This window comes from Acinetobacter sp. Root1280 (assembly GCF_001425285.1).
Lineage (GTDB): Bacteria > Pseudomonadota > Gammaproteobacteria > Pseudomonadales > Moraxellaceae > Acinetobacter > Acinetobacter guillouiae.
The window spans coordinates 89,859-106,648 of sequence record NZ_LMED01000025.1 but is presented as its reverse complement, the minus strand read 5'-3'; the positions used below and the strand labels follow the sequence as shown (position 1 = coordinate 106,648).

17 protein-coding genes are annotated in these 16,790 nt (G+C 36.5%); 3 read left to right on the top strand and 14 right to left on the bottom strand.

Going from position 1 to position 16,790, the window contains the following annotated elements; translation table 11 throughout:
- The first annotated feature begins 36 nt into the window (after positions 1 to 36).
- From ASC84_RS16225 to bfr, 3 genes are all read left to right on the top strand, one after another.
- The gene (locus ASC84_RS16225; protein ID WP_004718306.1) at positions 37 to 420 is read left to right on the top strand and encodes a RidA family protein; all 384 of its coding nucleotides are present in this window, start codon (positions 37 to 39) and stop codon (positions 418 to 420) included.
- Positions 421 to 607: 187 nt separating this feature from the next.
- Complete coding sequence (locus ASC84_RS16220; protein ID WP_004718308.1) at positions 608 to 802, top strand: bacterioferritin-associated ferredoxin; 195 nt, start codon at positions 608 to 610, stop codon at positions 800 to 802.
- A 318-nt stretch (positions 803 to 1,120) separates the two neighbouring features.
- Positions 1,121 to 1,585 carry a bacterioferritin gene (bfr, locus tag ASC84_RS16215; RefSeq protein WP_056516656.1) on the top strand — a complete coding sequence of 155 codons (465 nt, stop codon included), beginning with the start codon at positions 1,121 to 1,123 and terminating at the stop codon, positions 1,583 to 1,585.
- A gap of 372 nt (positions 1,586 to 1,957) precedes the next feature.
- On the opposite strand, the gene ASC84_RS16210 is transcribed toward bfr, so the two are convergent.
- From ASC84_RS16210 to infB, 14 genes are all read right to left on the bottom strand, one after another.
- Positions 1,958 to 3,607 carry a PglL family O-oligosaccharyltransferase gene (locus ASC84_RS16210; protein ID WP_056516653.1) on the bottom strand — a complete coding sequence of 550 codons (1,650 nt, stop codon included), beginning with the start codon at positions 3,605 to 3,607 and terminating at the stop codon, positions 1,958 to 1,960.
- Positions 3,608 to 3,667: 60 nt separating this feature from the next.
- On the bottom strand, positions 3,668 to 4,234 hold the full coding sequence (gene tfpZ, locus ASC84_RS16205) for a TfpX/TfpZ family type IV pilin accessory protein (RefSeq protein ID WP_319822759.1): 567 nt from the start codon (positions 4,232 to 4,234) through the stop codon (positions 3,668 to 3,670).
- A 33-nt stretch (positions 4,235 to 4,267) separates the two neighbouring features.
- Positions 4,268 to 4,705, bottom strand: coding sequence for a pilin (locus ASC84_RS16200; RefSeq protein ID WP_056516651.1), 438 nt, complete (start codon positions 4,703 to 4,705; stop codon positions 4,268 to 4,270).
- Positions 4,706 to 4,818: 113 nt separating this feature from the next.
- On the bottom strand, positions 4,819 to 6,012 hold the full coding sequence (locus ASC84_RS16195) for a serine hydrolase (RefSeq protein WP_056516647.1): 1,194 nt from the start codon (positions 6,010 to 6,012) through the stop codon (positions 4,819 to 4,821).
- Between the two features lie 184 nt (positions 6,013 to 6,196).
- Positions 6,197 to 6,682: a pilin gene (locus tag ASC84_RS16190; RefSeq protein ID WP_056516643.1), complete on the bottom strand. Its 486-nt coding sequence runs from the start codon at positions 6,680 to 6,682 to the stop codon at positions 6,197 to 6,199.
- A 388-nt stretch (positions 6,683 to 7,070) separates the two neighbouring features.
- Positions 7,071 to 8,261: an O-antigen ligase gene (locus tag ASC84_RS16185; protein ID WP_056516641.1), complete on the bottom strand. Its 1,191-nt coding sequence runs from the start codon at positions 8,259 to 8,261 to the stop codon at positions 7,071 to 7,073.
- The gene (locus ASC84_RS16180) at positions 8,258 to 9,598 is read right to left on the bottom strand and encodes a sulfatase-like hydrolase/transferase (protein WP_056516638.1); all 1,341 of its coding nucleotides are present in this window, start codon (positions 9,596 to 9,598) and stop codon (positions 8,258 to 8,260) included. The genes ASC84_RS16185 and ASC84_RS16180 overlap by 4 nt, the downstream gene beginning before the upstream one ends.
- 47 nt (positions 9,599 to 9,645) lie before the next feature.
- Positions 9,646 to 10,086, bottom strand: coding sequence for a pilin (locus tag ASC84_RS16175; RefSeq protein ID WP_056516635.1), 441 nt, complete (start codon positions 10,084 to 10,086; stop codon positions 9,646 to 9,648).
- Between the two features lie 200 nt (positions 10,087 to 10,286).
- The gene (locus tag ASC84_RS16170; protein WP_056516632.1) at positions 10,287 to 10,853 is read right to left on the bottom strand and encodes a TPM domain-containing protein; all 567 of its coding nucleotides are present in this window, start codon (positions 10,851 to 10,853) and stop codon (positions 10,287 to 10,289) included.
- On the bottom strand, positions 10,847 to 11,974 hold the full coding sequence (locus tag ASC84_RS16165; protein ID WP_056516626.1) for a YgcG family protein: 1,128 nt from the start codon (positions 11,972 to 11,974) through the stop codon (positions 10,847 to 10,849). Before ASC84_RS16165 ends, ASC84_RS16170 begins: the two co-directional genes overlap by 7 nt.
- An 82-nt stretch (positions 11,975 to 12,056) precedes the next feature.
- Positions 12,057 to 12,647: a LemA family protein gene (locus ASC84_RS16160; protein WP_056516623.1), complete on the bottom strand. Its 591-nt coding sequence runs from the start codon at positions 12,645 to 12,647 to the stop codon at positions 12,057 to 12,059.
- Positions 12,648 to 12,747: 100 nt separating this feature from the next.
- Entirely contained in the window at positions 12,748 to 13,572 is an 825-nt protein-coding gene (locus ASC84_RS16155) for a M48 family metallopeptidase (RefSeq protein WP_056516621.1), read from the bottom strand.
- A gap of 107 nt (positions 13,573 to 13,679) precedes the next feature.
- On the bottom strand, positions 13,680 to 14,075 hold the full coding sequence (locus ASC84_RS16150; RefSeq protein WP_004718330.1) for a ribosome-binding factor A: 396 nt from the start codon (positions 14,073 to 14,075) through the stop codon (positions 13,680 to 13,682).
- Positions 14,075 to 16,783: a translation initiation factor IF-2 gene (infB, locus tag ASC84_RS16145; RefSeq protein WP_004718332.1), complete on the bottom strand. Its 2,709-nt coding sequence runs from the start codon at positions 16,781 to 16,783 to the stop codon at positions 14,075 to 14,077. Before infB ends, ASC84_RS16150 begins: the two co-directional genes overlap by 1 nt.
- Positions 16,784 to 16,790: the final 7 nt, after the last annotated feature.

Sequence of the window (16,790 nt, the reverse complement as noted above, 5' to 3'; positions counted from 1 at the left end):
TTTATGATGAAATGATTTGAAATCAAGGAGAAATCAATGTCCCGCCAAGTGATCCATACTGAAAATGCCCCTGCTGCAATTGGTACTTATTCACAAGCCATTTTAGTAGACAACACATTATATCTTTCAGGGCAAATTGGCTTAGATCCATATAGCATGGAATTGGTTGAAGGCATTGAAGCACAAATTCGACGTGTTTTTGATAATTTAAAAGCAGTCTGTGAAGCTGCAGGCGGTTCTTTAGCAGATATTGCAAAGCTCAATATTTTTCTTACCGATTTATCCAACTTTCAATTGGTCAACCAGATCATGGGCGAATACTTTGCTCAACCTTATCCTGCACGTGCAGCATTAGGTGTTGCCTCTTTACCTAAAAATGCATTGGTTGAAATGGATGGTATTGTGATTATTCCTCAATAATAGCAGCCAGAACTAATTATTTGATTTTAAATAATTTAAAAAATAAGATTAAATACTACCGATCAGGTGGTATTTTTTTATTCAAAAAGCCAATAAAGATTAATGAGATTTCAAATGAATTTCATTGACAAATGATAACAATTATCAATAATATTAGATATCGCATTTAACCTTAGGGTTGAGTTTCATGTACGTTTGTTTATGTCGTGGTATTACAGATCAAGATATCAAAGATGCAATGGCAAATGGTGCAGAGAGCTACCGTGAAGTACGTGAATTATTAGACTTAGGCACGTGCTGTGGTCGCTGTGCTCCTGAAGCAAAAAGCATTATCAATGAAGAGCTATCGCTGATTGCAGCACGTATTTCTGTTGCCGCGTAGTTTTGATTTAAAAAATTCAAACATAAAAATAAGTTCAGATTTATAACGACAATAAATAAGTTTTTTAATGATCCCCAGATCATTCTCCTCCCCCGCTTCGACTCAAAGCGGGTTCGTTTTTTTAATCAATCTCTTTTAGCCAAAACGACATCCCTATTGTTTTTGATTGCGATTTTCATTTGCCGTTCCATAAACTACTCGTAACCCTGCAAAAAGTTGATTAATATAGAGCCATATCAAATTACCTTAATTATTAAATTTCAATGACTCAGTTTAAATTCACGTTAAGGTAAAAAATTAGAATGGAGTTTTAACCATATGCAAGGCAATCGAGACGTAATTAATCAGCTCAATCAAGTGCTTTATCATCATTTGACTGCGATTAACCAATACTTTTTACACTCGCGTATGTTTAATGATTGGGGAATCGAGAAACTTGGTTCGGCTGAATACAAAGAATCTATTCGCCAAATGAAGCACGCGGATAAGATCATTGAACGTATTCTTTTTTTGGAAGGTTTACCAAACCTTCAACATTTAGGCAAGCTATACATTGGCCAACATACAGTTGAAGTTTTAAACTGTGATGTACGTAAAGTAAAAGAAAACATTGATGCATTAAAAACAGCAGTTGCACTCACTGAAAGCAACTTAGATTATGTGACTCGTGATCTTGTTCAAGAAATTCTTGAAAAAGAAGAAGAGTTTTGGGATTGGACAACCACCCAATTGGATCTAAGTGAAAGTGTCGGTATCGAAAATTATATTCAAAGCCAACTATAATTTTGAAAGATCACAAAAAATCCCCCTAATTGATTGGGGGATTTTTTATTTCAAATACAAAATACGATAGTCAACCTATCAAAAACGCATACACCAAAATATAAGCTTCATTTTGGATCAATGATCTGAATCAAGTCACTTCTATTGATCATTAAGCATGGTTAAACATATAAAGCTTTCACTGCCACACCTTACATTCAAAGTTTAAATAGCTTTGCGTAGGCGATGCCTCACTTTTCAGAGATGAAAAGATGACAAAAATCTTCTTTTGGGCGAGGAATACGCCTATCCCCCGCCCAACGGCGACATCCCTGTCGCCCCGCGATAGGATAACCATCAATGATTCAACAATGCAAAAAGTAAAAAAGAATTTTATTTTCCTACAGCAGATACAGGCAATAGATCCTGATATGACTTCTCTTTCCCATGCAGCGTCTTCAGAATCCATAACTGATGCTCAGCTTCAACTTTTTTACCATTAAAAGCCAAAACCTGTGCGTATTTCTGAATATCATATGCAGAAGCTAAGTTAGCCACCATACGTCCCATATATTGCAACTGCTGATCTGACATTTTGCTATATGGATTTAGACCAATCCACCAGACACGTTCTTTAAATTGTGTCAGCAACAAAATATCTTGATTCATTACTGCTTGCTGTGATGCACTTAACGGTGTTTTCTTATTTACGAATACGCTTTGTTGGCGATATAAAATATAGTCTCGATAAATTACTCCCACCAAGACCAAACCAATCACAATAATACTTACTGTAACCGAAGACTTTAAGTTCACTGTAGGCAAACGAGAATACTGAGCTTGAATGATCCCCAATAAAAAACCTAAAGGGAGTAAGAAATATGCATAGTGAATTGGGTATTCCAATAGAGCATGAATCAAAATGGCACAGACCATCAATCCCGCTGCAATTGAAACTGCATCTTTGATGCCTTTATTTAGCCAATACAACCAACATGCGACATAAACAATAATCAATCCACCAACCGGAATACCATTCCAAATCAGTAAATCCAAAATCACATTATGTGCCGTTTTATACCATTCATGTGATGGATATAAATCAAAAGCAGCGATTTGCGCCATCCCTGTTTGATTCCAGCCATAACCAAACCATGGCTTTTCTGAAATTGCGACAAGAGCTTGATTCCACATATCTAAACGGAGATAACCCGATGTTGCTCGCTCGACCGCTGAAGATGTTTGCGTTACTTCTTGTGTCGCTACAGCTGCAATCCACTGATTCACTATTGGCAAGCATGCAATCAAAGCAATAAACACCCCACTCCATGCGAGTAATTTTACAAACCCAAAGTGTTTAGTTTGACCAAATTGCTTGATTGTTAAATAAATCAATGTGAACAAACACACAACCCAAGCCGTACGAGATTGCGTCAACGCAATGGTCAATAGAAAAGTAAAAGTTGATGGCCCGAGTATGTAATTTGGTAGTATTTTCTTTTCATAAAAATATAAACATGCAAATACCCCCATACACATAAACGTTGCCAAATTATTCGGCTGGGCAAAGTTTGCATAGGGACGATTACCGTTTAGCAGATTCGCCAATGGTCTAAAATATTCGTTTACGCCTAACCACTGGGTCATTGCAATAAAACTTGAAAGTATCGCACCCGTAAAAACCACAAGGCTAAATACTTTAAAGACCTGTTCTCTTTGTCCCTTTTCACCTACTGCCAAGTTATAACCAACAACCAGCATCAACCAAAACATCGCAATATAGGCTGTACAAAGCAATGCATTACTTAAATACAAAATCTCGCCAACGCCCCATTGTATCAATGGGATTGCCAATACAGGCAATATAAGCAATTGCGGTTTCGGTATTTTTAAGTCTTTATGAATAAAAGCACTGAGTAGCACTAAACCTGATAGAAAAGTAAGCGCTTCACTACCAAAGGTTGTCCAGGGCGTTTTATGAATAGGTAAAAGCCAAGCAAGTAAAAGCAATATGGCTGAAAGAAGATAAGGAATAGCTTTCATAGAAAAAGTGAAAAGAAAAACTGAACCTATTATAAGCTCAGTTTAAAAAAATCTAAGTATTTATTTCCAAGGTCTTAAATCTACGATCTTAACAACCTCACCCTTTTCTTTATTGATTAGCACAACCATATCAACAGCTGTTGCATTGAGTGGAAGCCATGCATTTGCTGTCGGATATTGATGTAGAACTTTTTCCACATCATTTTTAGAATTATAACTCTGCAAAACATCAAATTTTTCAGAGTTTTGCTGTAAATCAAATTTAGCATGACTCAATTGTGTATAACGTTCAGGATGCATTGTTGGTACTACACCATAACTAAAGTCTTCAAATAATCTTTTATTTTGAGCGGCTACGGTCCCTGCTTTTTCTAGTGCAACAATTTGTGGTTTTAACCAGCTCGCTTTTTGATACGCTTGTTGAGCTTGTGCAATGTTCCCTGTTTCGATCTCATTATTTCTAACCAGATCAAAACGACCTGCATTGTCATATACAATCCACGCAGGTCGCCCTTGAGCAATATTAAAAATTCCATAGCTTAATGCTGCAACTTGGATAACAATGATGATTGTTAAATCCATTTTTAACGTTTTTTTACCCTCTTTGACATTTTTATATGTGACCAAAATGATGCAACTGAATTTTAGTATTCTAAAAACCTAAATACAATCAACTGGTTTAAATTTATTTGCAATTCCAGCAGAGGTGCTGCAACTCCACTTTCCATTAACATCCCTGTTTAGAAATACAGACTCACCTTTTATAGCAGAAGCAACCTGAGTTAATTTACATTCTAGTGCAGGATTCGCTACACCAGCCACAGGCGCTGAAACAGCGTAAGTGCAAAATTGTGAAGATGTTGAAAAAAACATATTCTCTACTGTAAAAGTCGCATTATTTGAAGCAGATCCATCATTGATGATTAACTCATATTGTGGTCTTGCTCCATTTAATTCCGCAACTGCGCTAGTAAGTTGAGATTTCACAACAAAATTTTGATATTGCAGTAATGCAACTGCTGCAAGAACACCAATGATCGCAACAACAATCATCAGCTCTATGAGTGTAAAGCCTTGCTTATATTTTTTTTGCCCCATTTGGCAACTACTTTTATAAATAGAGAGATTTATCAGTATAATCAAGTCACAAAAAAAAGCTTTTAAAATAAATTTACGCTAATAAATGCGTAAAAATATGACGTAAATTTACTTTAATTGTCAGATTTGTAAAATAAATTCAATTGATTATATAAGTATTTAAAAAAAGTATATTGTTGTGTCGTTTCAGGTGGCGAACCATTTCCAGTCCAAACAGTGATCCCGCCATTCTCATCTCTGATCATTAAAGAATTAGCACCCGGTAACCCTCCATCATGCCATTTAACCTCGATACTGTGATCATTTTTCTTATATCTACTTAATCCCAATGAAAAACAAGATTTTATTTCATTGACTTTACAGCCTGTATCTATCGAAGATGGTGACAATATAGACTGTTTGCCTCTGAGTAATTGACTTGATAGTTTTGCATAAGATTCTGCGCTTCCAGATAGACCTGCTACAGGTGATAAAGCATTAAAATCAAACATACCCGTATAACCATCAGTAAAGATGGATTCATATCTAAAATCATATTTTACTTCATCTGCACCAAATGGACCATTAATAAACTGAATATTATAGTTTTCTAAATTCATTTTTTGATTTAAAACGGATCTAAATGGATTTCCCGTCACTCGTTCAACCACAATTGAAAGTAAACAATAATTACGATTATCATAGCTATACATCTGCCCAGGCTGATGATCAAGCTTTAAACTTTGCATTTTTTTTAGATTATAAGGACACCACGGTTTTTCATAGGTGTTAAATAATGGATCATTGCTTTTTAGACGATCAAAACCAGAAGTATGCGTCAATAAGTTCTCTATAGTGATATCCTTGATCCGCTTATCCGAATAATGATTTAATTCCGGCAAGTATTTGACTAAATGGTCATCTAATTTAAGCCTCTGATCAGCAATCATTTTTAAAACCAATGAAGCTGTTATTGGCTTGGTAAGGCTTGCATATCTATATCTGGTATTTTCATCTATATGACTCGAAAATAATGGATAATTCTTCCAGCCACTTTCGCAATGATAGCTCTTACCTTCTGGGGAGATATAAACCAACTGATTTGCAAGACTGCCATTATCATTTACACTAAATATGATAGTTTGTTTCATCCATGCAGGACTATCAGTTGAGCAATTGATTGAATTTTTAGATAAGATTGCCTCTATAGGATAAATAAATCTAAAAAATTGATTCCGGGCAATAAGGGTAAAGTGTGCAACAAGGCCAATGATAACAATGATCAAAGCAATCAATGCAATGTCTGTATTCTTTATACTTTTAAACAACCGATTTCCCCTATAGCACAAGATTCAATGCACTTTAAAGTTTAATATTAATCTATTATCTGCATCAAAATATTTTTTCTTTTTAGCTAGCATTAAACATTATCGAAAGATGATCCCCGACTATGACAAACTCAGCATTTTTTATGTCATTTTTAAACTGATGATATAGGTTGTCATACATAATTTAATCTTCGACGACAACAGGACCAGGAATCGCTATACAACCTACTGGGCGGTATTTACGCCCAACATTTGTATAACAAAACCAACTATTTTCAGAATCATAATCCCAGACCAAAATCTTACCTTGAATTGCTGAAGCCGCATTACCACCAAATGTTGCTTTTAAGATAGCAAGTTGCCTTATACCACCATGGTTATAAGCCAACTTGGGAAAAGTTACAACCAAATGAGTCCCTTGTACGTTGAAGTCCTTGGCACCTAATAAATTACTATGAGTCCAACCAAACGGACAATTCGCTTCGGTGGAACCCTCACTTAAACACATTTCAATTGCAGGTCGAATTGCAGCTGTTTCTGCCATGACTCGAGTCACTTGTGATTTAGCCACATAGGTTTGATATTGTGGAAGCGCGATTGCAGCAAGAACACCAATAACCGCAACAACGATCATTAATTCAATCAGGGTAAAACCCTTTTGAGTTTTCATCACATTTCTCCAATGTTTTTAAAATTATTATTGCTCTTAGAACAATTTATAAAACAGTATTTTGTAGAAAAAATAAATAATATATTTTAATATTAGAAAGAAAGAGAGCAGATTACAAGTTTTTTACTTGTTATATTTTCTAGGTCATTCAGCGTAAAAAAGTGACACCCATTGTCAAAAAATCCAATTAATTCACAATTATTGGATTTTTTAAAAAAAATTAACACTTTAAAACTGACGATATGAGCTGCCATAAAACAAATTCACAATTTTTATGACTTCTGTCAACTTGTTAGCATTTCTAAACTAATGATATAGATTGCCATTAATATATTTAAAATTTGAACAATTGCTAAAATGTCATTGGTGACTGAGGTTCGATATTTTTTTAAACGAGATGATCATCTTCTGAATAAGCAATGCCTACAAAAACCGCAAACAAAGCAATAATGATTATGTAATATGCACCTCCATTTAATAATGAAGCACCAAATATATTAAAAAGCATAGCTAGACACATGATTTTTATTTTTGTCTTGCGTGTGATCATTTGTCTAAAAATAACCACAATAACCACTGTAGTGGCTATGAAACCAATTAAACCATATTCTATTAAAATCTGTAGCACTACGTTATGCGCTTGGCCAATTTGTTGCTCACCTAAAAATACTTTCAAATTTCGAACAGCTTCTCCGCCATAGCCCCAAAATGGACTTAAAAGGAACCAATCAAAAATTTGCTGATATAAATCTAGGCGACTTGAGGAGATTTGATTTGCATCCCCTTGAACTGAACGATGAAGTGATCTAAAAAATCCGAGTGATGGAGAAGCAACATTAAAAAAGGTAGATAGATAAACAGCACTCATAAAAGACAATGACGTTATACCTATAAAAAATCTTTTTTGATTTAAAAGTATAAATAAAACAGCCCATGCCATGAATATGCCCAAATATGCAGCTCTGGAACCACTCCACAAAATACTAGTCAAAATTGTTATAGAGAAAATCAAATACAAATATTTAATCGGGCTTTTATCTAGTAGAAATAAAAAAAATGCTGAAAAATAGCAAATGCTGAGCAAATCAGCCAAATGTCGAACATTTGTAAAAAAGTATAAATTTTCAACCCAATTATAAGTAAATGGATTATCAACGGTATTCCACATATAGAGTAGAACAGCAACATGTAACATCCCTATTACAGTCAAAACCCTATTAATACTGATGAAAGAAATCACTTTAAGATCAAGTAAAACCTTAGAGACATATCCAAACACTACACAGACAATGATGCCTATTAATCTCCACCATATTTCATATGCTTCTTTAAGAGGTGAAATTAAACTAGAAATAGCAAATAAAGAGATCATTGCAAGCACTAAAATAGTTAATTTATAATTAATACCATTAAATACCTCATGCTTATAAAAAAATAAAAAAGGTAATATAAAGTAAAGCATATAAACTGTAGGATTATAATTATTATAGAATGCACTTCCTGTACTACTTACCCCGAGTACAAACACTAAAAATAGATAGATATATCCGACAATCTTATTGTGATTATTTATTTTCATTTTATATAAAACCCTATACTTTCTACTTGGCTTTCTGCAAAGACCTGACGAGATTCATCATAAATTGGTGGGGTATGATCACCAACGATTACCACATAAGTGCCTTTCAGTTCAGGTTTTTTGATCAATTGTGATAAATTATGAAAAAACTGCTTTTGTAATTTTAAATTTCGACATGCACTCATAGATTGATCGAGTTGATATTTTTTACAATCAAATTGATCATCTTTTAGATCTCTTAAATCATAATTTACATGTGTATTTAGACTTAGCCAGTAAAAGAAAATCTTTTTATGTTGGCGAAACTCATTCACAATCTGATTTTGTAAATCACGATCACAAAAACCAGGAAATGAATAACATCTTGAGTTTAAATCAGGAAGTGATTCTCTAAAAATCTGCTGATCAAAACCAACTTTTGGATACCAATATTTTCGGTCATACATTGCACCAGTTGCGCCATGCATTGCAACAGTATAGTAGCCTTTTGCTTTTAATATATTCGGCAAGCAGTTTTGGAAGCCTGCTTGCTGATCTTTTAAGTTAAAACCTTTTAATGTTTTTTGGCATAACTCTCTGATTTCACCATCGATTGTAAATCCATTGACATTTAGAGGTCTTTTCCAAAGCCACTGAACCTGATTATTTTCCGTTATTTCCTTGAGTAAATCTTGCTGAATATCATCTTTTTTTGACACTCCCCAAGACTCATTGACAATTAAAATCATTTTTTCATATTTTGTGGGGGTTTTAAAAATTTCGTTTGAAGCTGATGCTGTTTGCTTGTTCTGAAAAACATCACCTTTGTCTGAAAAACTTTGAACGAATCCTTCTGTTCTAACATTATAGGTATTTAAAATCTGTGAAGCTAAAATTCGATTACTTTGCATATTCCATAAGCGACTATTATCTTCAACTAAAAAATTCTGAGCAATCCAGAGTACTAGAAAAAAATTAGTGCATAGTACAAATGAAAGCTGATAACTTTTATCTAGCTTTTGTGCCGACAATTTAATATAAAAGAAACTTAAAACTAAAAAAAAGATAAAAACTAAAATATTAATCGGATTTGCATAAGTAGCGAATTTAATTAAATAAATTAAATCTAACAAGCGGATGAATGGAAATATTTGTGAAAAAATATTTAAAAAGTCAAAAAAACTCACAATAAAAAATGCGATTAAGCCTATATTTTTTTTTCTGAGTAATAACAACAATAATATAGCAAAATAATCAAAGTTAACGATGACTCGATGTACATCTAAAAAAAAAGCAACTGTTTGCCAAAAAATATTCGGGAGCAAAAAAATAATGATTGTTTGTATAAATTTTTTCATAGTAAAAAAAAGAGGAAGATAGACTTCCTCTTTTCCTTTAAATCAAATTATGAACCAGAACCAGAACAACCTGCTGGTTTATATTTTCCAGCAACACTTGTTTTACAAGTCCAAGCACCTGTTGCTGAACGTGTCCATGTTAAAGTCTCGCCTTTAATTGCTTGAGCAGCATTGCCACCAAACGTTGCAACCAAAGTTGTATTCGTAGTAGCCGTACCAAAAGTTGCAATCAAACCAGGATCTTGTAATTTTCTTTCACCTAACAAGTTACTTTTCGTCCAACCAAATTCGCATGTATTCTCAGCAATACCGTCATTTAAACATGTTTCAATTGCTGTTTTAATCGCGCCTGTTTCAGACATGACACGACTAACTTGAGATTTCGCGATATAGTTTTGATACTGTGGAATCGCAATCGCAGCAAGAATACCGATAATCGCAACAACGATCATTAATTCAATCAGGGTAAAACCTTTTTGAGCATTCATAACATTTCTCCAATGTTTTAAAAATTTTTATAGCTTTTAGAGCAATTTATGTGGCTGTTTTTTTTGTGGAAAAAATCAACAACCAATCGAGACTCTTTGATTTTAGAGAGAATGTAACGCTTTACAAGTTTTTTTTTACCGCTTATATTTTTACGTAATTATACGTAAAAAAGTGACATTTATTGTCACCAAAAACCAGATTAATTCACAATGATTGGATTATTTGTTAACTCATTAACATTGGCAGCCTGAGCATATTGGTTGCCATAAAATAAATTCAAAATTTGACCAATTTCTAAAACTCCATTGCTGACCGCAGTTCGATAATTTTTATTTTTTAACTCTGAAATCATCACATCACAAATTTGTTGCCACACCTGTTGTGTGGTGGCTTGATGAATACCACGATCAACCACAATTTCGACTGTCTTTTCACATAAGTTTAAATACAGCAACACGCCACTATTATACTCAGTATCCCACACGCCCAATTCAGCAAACAATTGTTGCGCTCTGAGACGTGTATTTTGATGATATGCCTGATGACTTGGAATATGCCCCTCGATCACCACTTGTATTTCACCGACATGGCCTTCTTCTGCTTGCTTTACAGTTTGTGCAATGGCGTGTTGATCTTGCTTTGAAAAATAGCGTTTCGACGCAGGCATATATAAAACGTGTTTTAACCAACGTTTTAAGCTGGGTTGTACCTGCTCCTGTAACTTCGGTTCAGTCACAATTGCTGTTGTATCTGTTTTTGTTACCATGAGCCTGATGCTCCTCCACCGCCAAAACCGCCGCCACCGCCACTATAACCTCCACCACCACCAAAACCGCCCCCTCCATTACTTCCACCACGCCCACCACCTGATAGAAACATTTGGAAAATAAGTTGTGCCAGTGAGGTAATCAACAAGAAGAATATACCAAAACCCAAAACCAGACTCATCACAATCCCTGAACCATAAATAAGACCTGCAGCCGTTGCAGTCACACCCGCAACCGCTGCACTTAAACGATTACCGACAATAAATGATGCAAAGATACCGATCACCAAAATCACCATAGCAGTGGTTAAAGTTCGATCCTTAGCCTCTTGTTCTTGCAGTGCTTGGGTTTGCCGCGCTTTTAACTCATCCGCGGCTTGTTTGGCAATTTCAGGGTCAAGATTTAAAATACGCTCAATCTCATTGACACCTGCCTGTAAACCTTGAGCATATTGCCCCTGTTTAAAATCAGGGGTGATTTGATTGCGTATAATTCGACTGACCATAATGTCAGGAAGCACACCTTCTAAACCATAACCTGTTGCAATATGAATTTTTTGATCATTGATTGCGACTGCAATCAATAAACCATTGTCTTGTTTTGCTGAACCTAACTTCCATTGCTCAGCAACCCGCATTGCGAAATCAAAAATACCTTCTTGCCCCGTGGTTGGGACAATGATAATGCCAATTTGCGCTTTGCCTTGGCGGTATATATCACGAATTTGTTGTTCTAAATTTTGCTTTTCAGCTGCAGATAAAACCTTGGCTTGATCAACGACAGGCTGATTCAGTGTGGGAATATTTCGAGTAGTTTCACCCTCTGCCATATCATTGACAACTTGGGGTACGTTTTGTACGGGACTTTGAGGTCCTTGTTGTGTAGTTGGCGTTTGATTTACTTGATTTTGAGTATCTGGTGGTTTTGAACCGATCACATTGGGTAAATTAGTATTGGGCACCACTTTACCCAAAACAATCGCATCTTGCGCCTCTTGCTCATCTGTGGCTGTCGCAGTTTCAGCCCAGACACTCGATTGAACAGAAAGCATCAGTCCAAGAAATACAAATAATATTGTACTCATGTTTTTCATTACTGATTTTTCTCGCCATTCAATCATAGTTCACCTTTTATTTAATAATGAATATTCTTAGCCTATCTTTTTCAGCATGCTTTAAAGACAGTGAAATGAAATCACATCATTAATTAAAATTAACTGTTGGCGCTTTAGATGCACCCGCTTCTGCACTAAAGTTTGGCTTGGCTTTCATACCAATCACTTTAGCAGTCATTGCTTGAGGGAATTGACGTACATAAGTATTGTAATCTTGAACAGATTCTACATAACGTGTACGCGCAGTACTGATACGGTTTTCCGTACCTTCCAATTGAACCTGTAAATCCCGAAATTGTTCATTGGCTTTTAAATCTGGATAATTTTCCGTCACCGCTAAAAGTCGCGATAACGCACTGGTCATTTGTGATTGTGCTTCTTGGTATTTTTTAAACAATTCAGGATCGTTCAATACTTCTTTGTCTACTTTTAAACCTGCAACATTGGCACGTGCCTCAGTCACTTCGGTTAAAACCTTTTCTTCATGGGTTGCATAACCTTTGACAACATTGACCAGGTTCGGCACTAAATCTGCACGACGTTGATATTGGTTTTCAACTTCTGACCATGCCGCATTTACAGATTCGTCTTTGGCTTGCAAAGTGTTATAGCCACAACCTGAAAAAGCCAAAGTACTTGCCAATGTAAGTGCAACTAAACCTTTTTTCATTGAATTCATTGCCAATTCCTCAGAGATATTTATTTGTATTTGTTGATATCTCTGCATTCTATACAGTTTAAGGCAAAGTTTTGTTTAATTTCTGCTACCTAGCCAATGATCAAACAATTAAATTTTTGAATGTTTGATAGGCATTGACAAAAAATGCCTTAAAGCGAAACCACTTTGAATGTTGAAAATAATCTAAACGTGACTCAATTAATTTCGGATTGAGATAACCGATATCTTGAGCGCGCCGATAAAGCAAATCTACTGTTTTATCCGCCAAGTTATAATTTAGCATTTCAATATTAGCCATATTAAATATAATTTGCGCAGTGATTGGATCACGATCTACAAATCTTAACCGTTGATCCATTTGAATTTGGCTATGTAATAGGATTTTGTCTAAATCGTAATGTTGCTTTTGAAATTGTACAGTTTTAACTTTTGCCTTTGGTTCAGCTGCTTGACCAAAATCCAACCCTAAAACATCGTGATGTTGAATCCATGTTGCATCTTTTTGTTGTTGGATTTTCGCATCTAAAATTTTAACATGAATCCATTCACTGCCCTGATGAAGATTTGGATCACGTTGCATGCCCTGTTCAATCCAATACTTGGCTTTTTCAGACTGCCCAGCCAGTTCATACGCTGTCCCTAGATTCGCAGCAGTTTTAGCCAGATTTGGATGGGATTTTTCAATGTGTTTAAATATTTGAATCGCTTGATCGTATTCATGCGCATAAATCAGCAAGACACCATAATCATTTAAATTCTCAACAGATTTGCTCTTAGGTAAATGCCCTTGTGCCAATTGCTTTTGAGCAGTTTTTTGATCTAATCCGCCATAACCTAACTCAAAAGCATAAGTATTGATACAAGCATGAGCTGTAACAGATATTACGGACAACCCAATCACAGGGATATAAAATTTTAGCTTCATCTTATTATTCTCATCTTAATTATTTAGAATAAATTAACATAGAATTTAAACATAATTTAAAAATATAAAAAAGCCACCCTAAGGTGGCTTCTCAATTTAAATTACTTTTATTCTTCGTCTTTTTGCTCAGGTAAATCTTTCACTGCTTCTGCGATTAGACCAAACATATAGTTACCATAGGCATTGGTTTTATCATAATGAAAGCGCAAACGCGGAGTTACACGAGTTTTAATACGACGACCTAATTCGTGGCGTAAAAAACCAGATGCTTTATTTAAAACATCTAAAGTTTCTTTATTTGCCGCTTCACTTTGCTCATCGCCAAGTTCACGCCCCATCACGGTAACGTAAACTTCTGCATAACCTAGATCTGGACTGACTTTCACCGCAGAGATGGTCACTAGACCACCTAAGCGTGGATCTTTCAGCTCTTGGCGGATCAGTTCTGACAACTCACGTTGTACTGTATCTGCCATACGCTTAAGACGTTGACTACCCGCCATTAAAGACTCCGTTTAATCAACTGAACATCATACACTTCGATTTTATCAAGTGCTTTGATGTCTTTATAACCTTTCACTGCAAGACCACATTCCATACCGGCACGAACTTCTTCAACCACTTCTTTATAGCGACGAAGAGATTCAAGCTCACCTTGGAATACCACAACATCATCACGTAGTACACGGATTGGTTTATTACGATGTAATACACCTTCGAGTACCATACAACCCGCAGCAGCACCAAACTTACTTGAATGGAATACTTCACGAACTTCTGCAACACCCAGAATTGTTTCACGGTGTTCAGGAGCAAGTTTTCCGCTCATTGCTGCTTTCACATCATCAATAAGTTGATAGATGATTGAGTAGTAACGAATGTCGATACCATCTGCATCTGCTTTTTGACGTGCGGTATTATCTGCACGCACGTTAAAACCAAGAAGTACCGCTTCTGAAGATTCAGCAAGAGTCACATCAGACTCAGTGATTGCACCAACGCCTGAACCAATGACACGTACTTTAACTTCGTCAGTTGCAAGATCAGCAAGTGCAACATGTAACGCTTCCAACGTACCACGTACATCAGTTTTAAGAACAACATTTACAATCGGCACATCTTTCTTGCCCATTGATGCCATGATGTTCTCAAGACGCATTGCGCTTTGACGTTCAAGACGTTTTTGACGCTCACGATCCATACGCGCATCGGCAACTTCACGTGCTTTTTTCTCGTCATTAACAACAAGAACTTCATCACCCGCCATTGGTGCTTCTGGAAGACCTAAAATTTCAACTGGAATTGAAGGACCTGCAGATTGAATACGTTGACCATTCTCATCCGTCATCGCACGAACACGGCCGTAAGATGCACCTGCAAGAACCAAGTCACCTACTTTCAATGTACCGTTTTGAACAAGGATAGACGTTACCGCACCACGGCTATTGTCTACACGTGCTTCAATTACAACACCTTGAGCAGCACCTTCTTCAGATGCTTTCAATTCTAACATTTCAGCTTGAATTGAAATCAAATCTAGAAGTTCGTCGATACCTTGACCAGAATGTGCTGAAACCATTGCAACCGGTACATCACCACCCCATTGTTCAGGCACGATTTCTTTGGTTGTCAATTCATTCAATACGCGATCTGGATCAGCTGATTCTTTATCCATTTTATTGATTGCAACAATAATTGGAGTACCCGCAGCACGCGCATGGTCAATTGCTTCCGCAGTTTGTGGCATTACACCATCATCCGCTGCAACAACAAGTACCACGATATCAGTCGCTTTAGCACCACGTGAACGCATTGCAGTAAATGCAGCATGTCCAGGCGTATCAAGGAAAGTAATAATTCCTTTATCCGTTTTAACGTGATAAGCACCAATATGCTGTGTAATCCCGCCCGCTTCGCCTTGTGCAACTTTGGCACGACGAATACGATCAAGTAACGATGTCTTACCATGGTCAACGTGACCCATGATCGTTACAACTGGCGCACGTGTTGTTTGTGCACCACGCGCTTCTTCTGCTGCTTCAAGTAGGTTATCTTCAGCTTGTGTATCAGATACACGTACTGGGTTGTGACCCATTTCTTCAACAATCAATGCTGCAATTTCTTGCTCAATGGCTTGGTTCTGAGTAACAAGCTCACCCATTTTCATGAGTGATTTAATCACTTCACGAACTTTAACTGCCATTTTTGCTGCAAGATCTGCAACAACAATGGTTTCACCAATTTCAACGTCATAAACTTGCTTTTTGACTGGTTTTTCAAAACCATGTTTATTGGCTTGACTGGTTTTTAAACCACGTTTATGCGGGTTATGGCTGAAAGATTGCTCTTCTTGACCACGACGACCACCTTTTTTAGGAGAACGTGTATTTGCAGTATTGGTACCACGTTTGATTTCACGGTCTTCTTTTGCAAATGAATCTTCATATGCTTGACCAACCAAACCAGCAGCCAACGGTGAATCATCAACGACACGAATCGTTGTCGTTGTTTCATCAGAAGAATACTTAGACGCCATTTGACGCATTTGCTCAAGGGTACGTTGTTGAGCTTCTTCTGCTGACTTACGACGAGCTGCTTCTTCAGTCGCTTTCAGTTGTGCTGCTTGAGCTTCACGGGCACGTTTCTGCTCAGGGGTTTCAATGGTTTTTACTGTTGCTTTGGTAATCGGCTTATTGGTCGATTTACGCTTTACAACAACAGCTGCTTTTGGTGTTTCTTTCGCAGCAGTTTGCTGTTTTGCAGCAGCACGCATTTTTTCTAAATTCGCTTTCGCTGAACTTTCAGTTTTTTCAACTCCACTCACTACAGTATTTTGCTGTACTTTTTGAGTTGACGTCACTTGAGCATTTGCTTGAGCTTTCGCCAAAGCTTCTGCTTTGATTTGTTCAGGGTCTGGCTTAGTAAACGTATGTTTCTTACGAACTTCTACGTTAATTGTCTTCGCTTTACCTGAAGTACTCGCAACTTTAGCTGTACTTGTCGTTTTACGTTTCAACGTGATTTGTCCTGCTTGTCCCGTATCTTGACCATGCGCTTTTTTCAAATGGTTCACGAGAACATCTTGCTGTTCAGTAGAAATTTTATCTTCAGCCTGTTTTTGTGGCAATCCAGCTTCACGCACCTGATCAAGGAGCTTTGCAACAGGAAGTCCTACGCTGACCGCTAACTCTTGAATTGACTTATCCGTCATGTATTAC

What these genes read in the sequence shown, in the direction of transcription:
- ASC84_RS16220 (WP_004718308.1), top strand. Translation starts at nt 608, where the DNA reads ATGTACGTTTGTTTATGTCGTGGTATTACAGATCAAGATATCAAAGAT.
- ASC84_RS16175 (WP_056516635.1), bottom strand. Translation starts at nt 10,086, where the DNA reads ATGAATGCTCAAAAAGGTTTTACCCTGATTGAATTAATGATCGTTGTT.
- ASC84_RS16200 (WP_056516651.1), bottom strand. Translation starts at nt 4,705, where the DNA reads ATGGGGCAAAAAAAATATAAGCAAGGCTTTACACTCATAGAGCTGATG.
- ASC84_RS16210 (WP_056516653.1), bottom strand. Translation starts at nt 3,607, where the DNA reads ATGAAAGCTATTCCTTATCTTCTTTCAGCCATATTGCTTTTACTTGCT.
- ASC84_RS16180 (WP_056516638.1), bottom strand. Translation starts at nt 9,598, where the DNA reads ATGAAAAAATTTATACAAACAATCATTATTTTTTTGCTCCCGAATATT.
- ASC84_RS16185 (WP_056516641.1), bottom strand. Translation starts at nt 8,261, where the DNA reads ATGAAAATAAATAATCACAATAAGATTGTCGGATATATCTATCTATTT.
- ASC84_RS16165 (WP_056516626.1), bottom strand. Translation starts at nt 11,974, where the DNA reads ATGATTGAATGGCGAGAAAAATCAGTAATGAAAAACATGAGTACAATA.
- ASC84_RS16155 (WP_056516621.1), bottom strand. Translation starts at nt 13,572, where the DNA reads ATGAAGCTAAAATTTTATATCCCTGTGATTGGGTTGTCCGTAATATCT.
- infB (WP_004718332.1), bottom strand. Translation starts at nt 16,783, where the DNA reads ATGACGGATAAGTCAATTCAAGAGTTAGCGGTCAGCGTAGGACTTCCT.
- ASC84_RS16225 (WP_004718306.1), top strand. Translation starts at nt 37, where the DNA reads ATGTCCCGCCAAGTGATCCATACTGAAAATGCCCCTGCTGCAATTGGT.
- ASC84_RS16150 (WP_004718330.1), bottom strand. Translation starts at nt 14,075, where the DNA reads ATGGCGGGTAGTCAACGTCTTAAGCGTATGGCAGATACAGTACAACGT.
- bfr (WP_056516656.1), top strand. Translation starts at nt 1,121, where the DNA reads ATGCAAGGCAATCGAGACGTAATTAATCAGCTCAATCAAGTGCTTTAT.
- ASC84_RS16190 (WP_056516643.1), bottom strand. Translation starts at nt 6,682, where the DNA reads ATGAAAACTCAAAAGGGTTTTACCCTGATTGAATTAATGATCGTTGTT.
- ASC84_RS16160 (WP_056516623.1), bottom strand. Translation starts at nt 12,647, where the DNA reads ATGAATTCAATGAAAAAAGGTTTAGTTGCACTTACATTGGCAAGTACT.
- ASC84_RS16170 (WP_056516632.1), bottom strand. Translation starts at nt 10,853, where the DNA reads ATGGTAACAAAAACAGATACAACAGCAATTGTGACTGAACCGAAGTTA.